The organism is Streptomyces sp. NPDC107498, assembly GCF_055582805.1.
The window spans coordinates 1-8293 of record NZ_JBVJPE010000003.1 but is presented as its reverse complement, the minus strand read 5'-3'; the positions used below and the strand labels follow the sequence as shown (position 1 = coordinate 8293).

Genomic DNA, 8293 nt, shown 5'->3' with positions numbered 1-8293 from the left:
CGTCGCTCGGCGTCGTCAAGTAATCCGACCCGCTTCACCGGCGCACCACCCGCCGCCAGGTCCGAAGGGCAGGTGATGGCCGCCCGGCGGCCGGGGAACCCCATCGGGTTCCCCGGCCGCCGACCGGCCGACCGCATGCTTGCATACATAGTCCGACGGCTCTTCGCAGTCGTCGTGATGCTGCTCGTCGTCACGCTGGTGACGCTCAGCATCTTCTTCCTCATCCCCAAGATGACCGGCAGCGATCCTGCCGCGATGTTCGTCGGCAAGCAGGCGGATCCGGCTTCCATCGAGGCCATCCGGCAGAAGCTGGGCCTGGACGAGCCGATCCTGGTGCAGTTCTGGCACTTCGTCTCCGGCATCTTCGTCGGCCGGGACTACACCGGCGGCGGCGACACCATCCACTGTGCCGCGCCCTGCTTCGGCTACTCGTTCCGCACCGAGCAGGACGTCTGGACGATGCTGACCGACGCCTTCCCGGTCACCCTGTCCATGGTCATCGGCGCCGCCGTGCTGTGGCTGGTGCTCGGCGTCTCGGCGGGCGTGGTCTCCGCGCTCAAGCGGGGCACGATCGTCGACCGCGCCGCGATGATCACCGCGCTGGCCGGCGTCTCGCTCCCCATCTTCTTCACCGCCATGCTGTCCATGCTCGTCTTCCGCACGCAGCTGGGCTGGCTCAAGTCCTCGTACACCCCGATCACCGATTCCTTCGGCGGCTGGTTCGGCGGCCTGCTCCTCCCCTGGGTCACCCTCGCCTTCCTGTACGCGGCGATGTACGCGCGCCTCACCCGCGCCACCATGCTGGAGGTCCTCGGCGAGGACTACATCCGCACCGCGCGGGCCAAGGGCCTGCCGGAGCCGGTCGTGCTCGGCAAGCACGCCATGCGCTCCACCATGACCCCCATCCTGACCATCTTCGGCATGGACCTCGGCGCCCTCGTCGGCGGCGCGATCCTGACCGAGACCGCGTTCAGCCTTCCGGGCCTCGGCCAGGCGGCCTACCGGGCCGTCAGCGAGCGCGACCTGCCGCTGATCCTGGCGGTCACGCTCATCACGGCCGCCGCCGTGGTCATCGCCAACCTCGTGGTGGACCTTCTGTACGCGGTGATCGACCCCCGAGTGAGGCTCGCATGACGGACAAGCTGACGAAGACCGGTGCGACGGTGGGAGAGCCCGTCGACACCGGGAAGTCCGCCCCCTCCGAAGCCTTCCTCGACGTGCGCGACCTGAAGATCCACTTCCCGACCGACGACGGTCTGGTGAAGTCGGTCGACGGCCTCAGCTTCCAGCTGGAGAAGGGCAAGACCCTCGGCATCGTGGGCGAGTCCGGCTCCGGCAAGTCGGTCACCTCGCTCGGCATCATGGGCCTGCACACCGTCGGGCAGTACGGCCGGCAGAAGGCGCGGATCTCCGGCGAGATCTGGCTGAACGGCCGCGAGCTGCTCTCGGCGGACCCCGAAGAGGTCCGGAAGATGCGCGGCCGCGAGATGGCGATGATCTTCCAGGACCCGCTGTCCGCGATGCACCCGTACTACTCGGTGGGCAACCAGATCGTGGAGGCGTACCGCATCCACCACGACGTCGACAAGAAGACGGCGAAGAAGCGGGCCGTCGAACTCCTCGACCGGGTCGGCATCCCCGAGCCCGCCAAGCGGTTCGACAACTACCCGCACGAGTTCTCCGGCGGCATGCGGCAGCGCGCGATGATCGCCATGGCGCTCGTCAACAACCCCGAGCTCCTCATCGCCGACGAGCCCACCACGGCGCTCGACGTCACCGTGCAGGCGCAGATCCTCGACCTGATGCGGGACCTCCAGAAGGAATTCGGCTCCGCGGTCGTCATCATCACCCACGACCTCGGCGTCGTCGCCGAACTCGCCGACGACATCCTCGTCATGTACGGCGGGCGGTGCGTCGAGCGCGGACCGGCCGAGTCCGTCTTCTACGAGCCGCAGCACCCCTACACCTGGGGCCTGCTCGGCTCGATGCCGAGGATCGACCGCGAGCAGACCGAGCGGCTCATCCCGGTCAAGGGGAACCCGCCCAGCCTCATCAACGTCCCCAGTGGCTGCGCCTTCAACCCGCGCTGCCCGTACGCGGACGTCCCCAAGGGCGGCATCACGCGCACCGAGCGCCCGGAGCTGGCCCTCGTCGGAGAGCGCCACCACTCCGCCTGCCACATGCCGCAGGAGGAGCGCACCCGCATCTGGACCGAAGAGATTGCGCCGAAGCTGTGAGCGAGACTATGGAACCCCTCCTCAAGGTCACCGGCCTGCAGAAGCACTTCCCCATCCGGAAGGGCCTGCTCCAGCGCCAGACCGGGGCGGTCAAGGCGGTCGACGGGCTGGACTTCGAGGTCTACCCCGGTGAGACCCTCGGCGTCGTCGGCGAGTCCGGCTGCGGCAAGTCCACGATGGGCCGGCTGATCACGCGGCTGCTCGAACCCACCGGCGGGAAGATCGAGTTCCAGGGCACGGACATCTCGCACCTCGGCGTGTCGGGCATGCGCCCGCTGCGCCGGGACGTCCAGATGATCTTCCAGGACCCGTACGGCTCGCTGAACCCGCGCCACACGGTCGGCACGATCGTCTCGGCCCCCTTCAGGCTCCAGGGCGTCGAGCCCGAGGGCGGCGTGAAGAAGGAGGTCCAGCGCCTCCTCGGCCTGGTCGGCCTGAACCCGGAGCACTACAACCGCTACCCGCACGAGTTCTCCGGCGGCCAGCGCCAGCGCATCGGCATCGCCCGCGCGCTGGCCCTGAAGCCGAAGCTGGTGGTCGCGGACGAGCCGGTGTCGGCCCTGGACGTCTCCATCCAGGCGCAGGTGGTCAACCTCCTGGACGACCTCCAGGAGGAGCTGGGCCTCACCTACGTGTTCATCGCGCACGACCTCTCGGTCGTCCGGCACGTCTCGGACCGCATCGCGGTGATGTACCTCGGCAAGATCGTCGAGCTCGCGGACCGCAAGTCCCTGTACGAGAACCCGATGCACCCGTACACCCGGGCCCTGATGTCCGCGGTCCCGATCCCGGACCCGCGCCGCCGGGGCGTCAAGAGCGAGCGCATCCTGCTCAAGGGCGACGTCCCGTCCCCGATCGCCCCGCCCGCCGGCTGCCGCTTCCACACGCGCTGCTGGAAGGCGACGGAGGTCTGCAGGACCCAGGAGCCCCCGCTCCTGGAACTCCGCCCGGGCCAGCGGGTGGCCTGCCACCACCCGGAGAACACGGACGGGAACGACGGGAACGACGGGAACACGGCCGGCGTGACGGTCCCGGCGGCACGGGAGTCGGTGGACGTGACGATCACGAAGGCTCCGGAGCGGGCGGAGGGCTCGGAGCCGGCGAAGCCGGAGACCGAGCCGGAGGCCGGGGCCACCGCCGGGGAGAACACCTCCGGCGAGTGACCGTCGCCGAACGGCCGGCAACGAACGGCCGGCAACGAAGGCCCCTGTCGCCGTCCGGCGGCGGGGGCCTCCGTTCCGCCCCCACCGGGACGACCGGGACAATGGGCCCGTGCTCCACGTCCACGATCTGTTCACCCCCTCCGTCCAACACGCCCTCGACCTCGTCGGCATCTTCGTCTTCGCCATCTCGGGCGCCCTGCTCGCCGTCCGCAAGAACTTCGACGTCTTCGGCATCGCCGTCCTCGCCGAGGTCACGGCCCTCGGAGGCGGTCTCTTCCGCGACCTGATCATCGGCGCGGTGCCCCCCGCCGCCTTCACGGACCTCGGCTACTTCCTGATGCCGCTGATCGCGGCGGTCCTCGTCTTCTTCCTCCATCCGGAGGTCGAGCGCACCCAGGCCGCCGTCAACGTGTTCGACGCGGCGGGTCTGGGGCTGTTCTGCGTGACGGGGACGACGAAGGCGTACGACTACGGCCTCGGCCTGACCTCCTCCGCCGCGCTGGGGCTCGCGACCGCCGTCGGCGGCGGCGTGCTGCGGGACGTGCTGGCGAACGAGGTGCCGTCGCTGCTGCGCTGGGACCGGGACCTGTACGCGGTCCCGGCGATCGTGGGCGCGACGATGGTGGTGCTCTGCATCCGCTTCGACGTGCTCAACGGGCTCACGAGCGGCGCCGCCGTGGTCACCGCCTTCGCGCTCCGCCTCCTCGCGATGCGCTACCACTGGCGCGCGCCCCGGGCCTGGAACCGCCGCTCTTCCGCGAGCGAGGAGGACGCCCAGAAAGCTACCGCTCAGTAGCTACCTGCGGTACCGTCGGAAACATGAGCACGAGCACCGAGCCGACCACCGGGCCGACCGCCGTCGGGACGTACGAGTTCGACCGCGACACCGCCGTCGCCCTCCGGGAATCCGGGGTCTACGACGCCGACCTCTCCGCCGGCTGGACGATCATCCAGGCCGTCAACGGCGGCTACCTCCTCGCCCTGCTCGGCCGCGCCCTCGGCGACCACCTGCCGCACCCGGACCCGTTCACGATCTCGGCGCACTACCTGACGCCGTCCGTGCCGGGCCCGGCGGTGATCCGGACGGAGACCGTCCGCACCGGCCGGACGCTCTCCACCGGACAGGCCTCGCTCTTCCAGTACGCCGAGGACGGCACCGAGGTGGAGCGCATCCGCGTCCTCGCCTCCTACGGGGACCTCGACGCCCTTCCGGACGACGTCCGCACCGCGGCGACGCCCCCGGCGATGGCTCCGATCGAGAACTGCTTCAGCGCCGCCGACGACCCGGCCCCGAGGATCCCCGGCTCCTCGGCGATCGCCGACCGCCTCGACCTCCGCCTCGACCCGGCCTGTGTGGGCTGGGCGGTCGGCGCGCCGTCGGGCAGGGGCGAGATGCGCGCCTGGTTCGGCCTGGCCGACGGTCGTGAGCCGGACGCCCTGTCCCTGCTGCTCGCGGTCGACGCCCTGCCGCCGACCTCCTTCGAGCTGGGCCTGAAGGGCTGGACGCCCACGGTGGAACTCACCACCCACGTGCGCTGCCGCCCCGCTCCCGGCCCCCTGCGGGTCTCCATCACGACCCGGAACCTCGCGGGCGGCTTCCTGGAGGAGGACGCGGAGGTCTGGGACAGCGCGGACCGTCTGGTGGCCCAGTCCCGCCAACTGGCCCGCGCGCCACGAGGCTGAACCACCGCGCGCGGGGCGGCGTGAACGGGCCGCGCGCCGACCCCCGCCGAACGGGCTCGTAGAATCGACCCACCATGGCTTACCTCGACCACGCCGCGACCACGCCCATGCTGCCCGAGGCGATCGAGGCGATGACCGCCCACCTCGCCGTCACGGGCAACGCCTCCTCCCTGCACGCCGCCGGACGGCGCGCCCGGCGGACCGTCGAGGAAGGGCGCGAGACGCTCGCCGCCGCGCTCGGCGCGCGGCCGAGCGAGGTCGTCCTCACCTCCGGCGGCACGGAGGCCGACAACCTCGCCGTGAAGGGCCTGTACTGGGCCCGCCGCGACGCCGACCCCCGCCGCACCCGCGTCCTGGCCAGCCCGGTCGAGCACCACGCCGTCCTGGACGCCGTCGACTGGCTGGCCGCCCACGAGGGCGCCCGGGTCGAGTACCTGCCCGTCGACCGCCACGGCCGCGTCCACCCGGACGCGCTCCGCGAGGCGATCGCCCGCGACCCCGAATCCGTCGCCCTGGCCACCGTCATGTGGGCCAACAACGAGATCGGCACCATCATGCCGGTCCGCGAACTCGCGGACGTCGCGGCCGAGTTCGGCGTCCCCCTGCACGCGGACGCCGTCCAGGCCGTGGGTCAGGTCCCGGTCGACTTCGCGGCCTCGGGCCTCGCCGCGATGACCGTGTCCGGCCACAAGATCGGCGGTCCGTACGGCATCGGCGCCCTCCTCCTGGGCCGCGAGCACACCCCCGTACCCGTCCTGCACGGCGGCGGCCAGGAGCGGCACGTCCGCTCGGGCACCCTCGACGTGCCCGCCGTCGCGGCCTTCGCCGTCGCCGCCCGGCTCGCCGCCGAGCGGCAGCGGGAGTTCGCCCGCGAGGTCGGCGCCCTGCGCGACGAACTCGTCACCGCCGTCCGGGCGCTCGTGCCCGACGCGATCCTCGGCGGCGACCCCGTCGACCGGCTCCCCGCCAACGCCCACTTCACCTTCCCCGGCTGCGAGGGCGACTCCCTGCTCCTGCTGCTCGACGCGGCCGGCATCGCCTGCTCCACCGGCTCCGCCTGCACCGCCGGCATCGCCCAGCCCAGCCACGTCCTGCTCGCCACCGGCACCGACCCGGACCTGGCCCGGGGCACCCTGCGCTTCTCGCTCGGCCACACCTCCACCGAGGAGGACGTGGCGGCGGTCGCCGAGGCGATCGGCCCGGCCGTCGAGCGGGCCAGGACCGCCGGCCTCAGCTGAGCCTCGTCCTCTCCCTCCGCACGAGCGCGAGGTACCGGTCCCAGTCCCAGTGCGGACCGGGATCGGTGTGGTCGGTGCCCTCGACCTCGACGTGCCCGATGATGTGCTCCCGGTCCACGGGAATCCCGTACCGGGCGCACACGTCGGCCGTGAGCCGCGCCGAGCCCGCGTACATCGCCGCCGTGAAGTCCTGCGGCCGGTCGACGAAGCCCTCGTGCTCGATGCCGACGCTCCGCTCGTTCATGTCGCGGTTCCCGGCGTGGAAGGCCACGTCGAGCTCGCGGATCATCTGCGCCACGTGGCCGTCCTTGCGGACCACGTAGTGCGCGGCCGCCCCGTGCGCCGGGTCCTTGAAGACCTTCAGGGCGGACGCGTAGCTGCCCTGGACGACGTGGATCACGACCCGGTCGATCACGTAGTCGTCCGGCCGGTCGGCCCGCCGCCAGTTCGCCCGCGCCGCCGACGTCCACTCGGCGCCCTTGTGGTCGAGCTCCCCCTCGACCCGCTTCCTCTCCATCCCCGGCAGGCGCCACCACAGGCGCCCCAGCTCGTCCCGGGCCAGCGCGGCCGTGCCCACCGCGGCGACCGCGCCGCCGATCAGCACGGCCCGCCGGCCCACCCGCCTGTCCGCTCCGGATCCCGTCCCGGACCCCGCCCCGCTCGACTCGCTCCCCATGCACCGGAGAACGCTCATCGCAGCGACCGCGGTTCCCGGCGCCCCGTACCCTGGTAGGGCTATGACTCAGACCCCGCCCCCGCGCCCCCACGCCCGCCCCCTCCGGGTACTTGCCGCCATGTCCGGCGGAGTGGACTCCGCCGTCGCCGCCGCCCGCGCGGCCGAAGCCGGTCACGACGTCACCGGCGTGCACTTGGCCCTCTCCGCGAACCCGCAGTCCTTCCGCACCGGAGCACGCGGCTGCTGCACCATCGAGGACTCGCGCGACGCGCGCCGGGCGGCCGACGTCATCGGCATCCCCTTCTACGTGTGGGACCTCGCCGAGCGGTTCCGCGAGGACGTCGTCGACGACTTCGTCGCGGAGTACGAGGCGGGCCGCACCCCCAACCCGTGCCTGCGCTGCAACGAGAAGATCAAGTTCGCGGCGCTCCTCGACAAGGCGCTCGCCCTCGGCTTCGACGCGGTCTGCACCGGGCACTACGCCACCGTCGTCCTGAACGAGGACGGCACCCGCGAGCTGCACCGGGCCTCCGACATGGCCAAGGACCAGTCGTACGTCCTCGGCGTGCTCGACGAGAAGCAGCTCGCGCACGCCATGTTCCCGCTCGGCGACACCCTCACCACCAAGGACGAGATCCGGGCGGAGGCCGAGCGGCGCGGGCTCGCGGTCGCGAAGAAGCCCGACAGCCACGACATCTGCTTCATCGCCGACGGCGACACCCAGGGCTTCCTCGCCGCCCGCCTGGGCAAGGCGGAGGGCGACATCGTCGACGAGGCGGGGACGAAGGTCGGCACCCACGAGGGCGCGTACGGCTTCACCATCGGCCAGCGCAAGGGCCTGCGGATCGGCCACCCGGCCGCGGACGGCAAGCCCCGCTACGTCCTCGACATCTCGCCCGTGAACAACACCGTCACCGTCGGCCCCGCCGAGGCCCTGGACGTCACCGCCCTCACCGCGATCAAGCCCCGCTGGTGCGGCACCGCCCCCGAGGGCCCCGGCCGCTACACCGCCCAGCTCCGCGCCCACGGCGGCGAGACGCCGGTGAGCGCGGCGATGGAGGACGGCGAGCTGAAGGTCGCCTTCGACGAGCCGGTCCGCGGCGTCGCCCCCGGCCAGGCGATCGTCCTGTACGACGGCACGCGCGTGGTCGGCTCGGCGACGATCGCGGCGACGACACGGCGCGCGACGGCGCCCGCGACGGCCTAGGCCGTTTCCTTCGGATCATCTGATCGTTGGTTGATGTGTGTCGTTGACTGACGCCCAGTGGGCACGCATCGAGCCGTTGCTGCCGGACC

General features: G+C 72.1%; 8 protein-coding genes. 7 read left to right on the top strand and 1 reads right to left on the bottom strand.

The window, feature by feature from the left end:
* Nucleotides 1-135 precede the first annotated feature (135 nt).
* The 6 genes from ACZ66Z_RS05770 (at nucleotide 136) to ACZ66Z_RS05745 (ending at nucleotide 6321) form a co-directional block, all read left to right on the top strand.
* Complete coding sequence (locus ACZ66Z_RS05770) at nucleotides 136-1134, top strand: ABC transporter permease (protein WP_469932749.1); 999 nt, start codon at nucleotides 136-138, stop codon at nucleotides 1132-1134.
* Nucleotides 1131-2237, top strand: a complete 1107-nt coding sequence (locus ACZ66Z_RS05765; protein ID WP_469932748.1) for an ABC transporter ATP-binding protein — start codon at nucleotides 1131-1133, stop codon at nucleotides 2235-2237. Before ACZ66Z_RS05770 ends, ACZ66Z_RS05765 begins: the two co-directional genes overlap by 4 nt.
* 8 nt (nucleotides 2238-2245) lie before the next feature.
* On the top strand, nucleotides 2246-3400 hold the full coding sequence (locus ACZ66Z_RS05760) for an ABC transporter ATP-binding protein (RefSeq protein ID WP_469933182.1): 1155 nt from the start codon (nucleotides 2246-2248) through the stop codon (nucleotides 3398-3400).
* A 109-nt stretch (nucleotides 3401-3509) separates the two neighbouring features.
* Nucleotides 3510-4196, top strand: coding sequence for a trimeric intracellular cation channel family protein (locus tag ACZ66Z_RS05755; protein WP_469932747.1), 687 nt, complete (start codon nucleotides 3510-3512; stop codon nucleotides 4194-4196).
* A gap of 23 nt (nucleotides 4197-4219) precedes the next feature.
* On the top strand, nucleotides 4220-5083 hold the full coding sequence (locus tag ACZ66Z_RS05750; protein ID WP_469932746.1) for a thioesterase family protein: 864 nt from the start codon (nucleotides 4220-4222) through the stop codon (nucleotides 5081-5083).
* Nucleotides 5084-5157: 74 nt separating this feature from the next.
* Nucleotides 5158-6321, top strand: a complete 1164-nt coding sequence (locus ACZ66Z_RS05745) for a cysteine desulfurase family protein (RefSeq protein ID WP_469932745.1) — start codon at nucleotides 5158-5160, stop codon at nucleotides 6319-6321.
* Here the strand turns inward: ACZ66Z_RS05745 and ACZ66Z_RS05740 are convergent.
* Nucleotides 6314-6997 (bottom strand): N-acetylmuramoyl-L-alanine amidase, encoded by a 684-nt coding sequence (locus ACZ66Z_RS05740; RefSeq protein ID WP_469933181.1) that lies wholly within the window; start codon nucleotides 6995-6997, stop codon nucleotides 6314-6316. The genes ACZ66Z_RS05745 and ACZ66Z_RS05740 overlap by 8 nt on opposite strands.
* Nucleotides 6998-7058: 61 nt before the next feature.
* Here ACZ66Z_RS05740 and mnmA point away from each other — a divergent pair, with 61 nt between their 5' ends.
* Nucleotides 7059-8204: a tRNA 2-thiouridine(34) synthase MnmA gene (gene mnmA / locus ACZ66Z_RS05735; protein ID WP_469932744.1), complete on the top strand. Its 1146-nt coding sequence runs from the start codon at nucleotides 7059-7061 to the stop codon at nucleotides 8202-8204.
* The last annotated feature ends 89 nt before the right edge of the window (nucleotides 8205-8293 follow it).